3 protein-coding genes are annotated in these 1754 nt (G+C 59.9%); 2 read left to right on the top strand and 1 reads right to left on the bottom strand.

Translation table 11 applies throughout. From position 1 onward, the window contains the following. Window positions 1-271, bottom strand: a 271-nt coding sequence (locus tag ADT71_RS00250) for a hypothetical protein (RefSeq protein ID WP_054434095.1), incomplete at its 3' end; no start/stop codon positions are given. Between the two features lie 277 nt (window positions 272-548). Between ADT71_RS00250 and ADT71_RS00245 the strand changes: the two genes are divergently transcribed. Both ADT71_RS00245 and ADT71_RS00240 read left to right on the top strand, forming a co-directional pair. After that, window positions 549-1103, top strand: a complete 555-nt coding sequence (locus ADT71_RS00245; protein ID WP_054434098.1) for a recombinase family protein — start codon at window positions 549-551, stop codon at window positions 1101-1103. Window positions 1104-1275: 172 nt separating this feature from the next. Then, on the top strand, window positions 1276-1754 hold a 479-nt coding region (locus ADT71_RS00240; protein WP_054434096.1), incomplete at its 3' end, for a hypothetical protein.

Raw genomic sequence — 1754 nt, 5'->3', positions numbered from 1 at the left:
CCCCCATGCAGGCTTCATAAGTGAGGCCGGTATATTCAAGCCCACGTACGTCGATATCGATCATGTTACCGTAGGCATCGGCGATCCACGGAATCAACGGGCTCAGTGCGACGGTATACCGATACCGCTCTTCGCTCGCGTCAAGGGCCGTCCCGATGTCGGATCGAGAATCGGCAAGACCCGTAATCAGGCGTCGGCGCTCCGCCGCGAAACCCGGCGCGCCAACTTCCTTGGCCTCTGTCCATTCCTCAAGGCCGTCGGGATGTCCCACGTCCGCTCCTCCCTATTATATTAGGAGCTGGTATCGCGGCGTTGTTGAAATGCAGTTAACTCCGCTGTGATCTACGGATGAAATCATCGGGTGAGCCGAAGAATGCCAGCCTGCCTCGGTTCTGTCCTAGAACAACTTGCAGATTCTCTTTAGTCGCGCCGCTGCGATGGCGTAACCATGGGGACGCCTATCAGCAGGTCAAAGGTTCTGCATCGTGTCGAAAACGGCGGAAATCCGGGCGCTTCCATGATGCATATATCCGATGCACAATGGTTGCATGATCTACGGCTACGCGCGCGTCTCTTCCAACGGGCAGGACCTGTCCCAGCAGGTCGCCCAGCTCCTCGCTGCCGGTTGCGTGAAGGTCTATCAGGAGAAGGCCAGCGCCGCGTCGGCCGAGCGGCCGAAGCTCAAGCGCGCGATCGGCGCGCTCGATGCCGGCGACGTGCTGATAGTGACGGCCACCGATCGCCTGGCGCGCAACACCCGTGACCTGTTGAACATCCTCCATGCGGTGAAGGAGGCAGGGGCCGGCTTCCGTTCGATCGCGGAGCCGATGGTGGATACGACCTCGCAGTTTGCCGAAGTCGTCATCGCCGTGCTGGGGATCGCAGCGAGCTGGGAGCGCCAGCGGATCGTGGAGCGCACCGCAGCCGGCCGCGACCAGGCCAAAGCCCGTGGGGTGAAGTTCGGCCGGCGAGCGGCCCTCACCCCTCACCAGCAGGCCGAGGCGCTACAGCGGCTTGCCAAGGGCGACACGCAGCGCACCGTCGCGGCCCTGCTCGGGGTCGATCAGGCGACAATATCGCGGCTGTCGCGACGGCGGGAATAATAGCCTTTCTGCGCTCATGCCAATTGGCACCAATTAGCCCTTACACAGCACCTATGTCGGAATAATCCGCAACAAATGCGATTTCGCTTGCGTAAATGCGGCAATAATTCCAAACGAACCTTGTCGAAAGGCGAATCGGTGCTCGGGCTAATCGGCAACGAAAGGAATTGTTATGACACGTTTGAAGGAAATGGGGGAAAGTGCCGCTTGGCACCTAATGGTTGGCGCTGCTCTCGAAGGCGCGCGTCAGCAAGGGTATGCTCTCAAGAAGCAGCCTGGTCGCGGTCTCTCCAACACCTATGAACTGACCAAGGATGGTAAGACGCAGACTGCCAGCATCCGCACCACCCGCGATCGCTGGGTAGCCTTTCCGCCGCTTGATGATGGCAAGCGTTGGAAGACCCTTGATGACGTGGACCTCGTTCTGGTCGCTGCCGTTGATGATCGGCTAAACCCCCAGAACGTAGATGTGTATCTCTTCCCTGCCGACGAGGTGAAGAAGCGGTTCGATGCGTCCTATGCTGCGCGGATCGAGAACGGCCACACCGTCCGCAATAACTACGGCATGTGGGTAATGCTCGATAAGGGAGACGATGCGGTAATCAGCCAGGTCGGCCACGGGATCGCGGAGGAATACCCACGCATCGCGAA

It is taken from the genome of Novosphingobium sp. ST904 (assembly GCF_001298105.1).
Classification (GTDB): domain Bacteria; phylum Pseudomonadota; class Alphaproteobacteria; order Sphingomonadales; family Sphingomonadaceae; genus Novosphingobium.
Note: the sequence above shows the minus strand (reverse complement) of the source record. Positions and strands in the feature narration are given on the sequence as shown.

Coding starts and splice junctions, on each gene's coding strand:
- ADT71_RS00245 (WP_054434098.1), top strand. CDS start 549: ATGATCTACGGCTACGCGCGCGTCTCTTCCAACGGGCAGGACCTGTCC.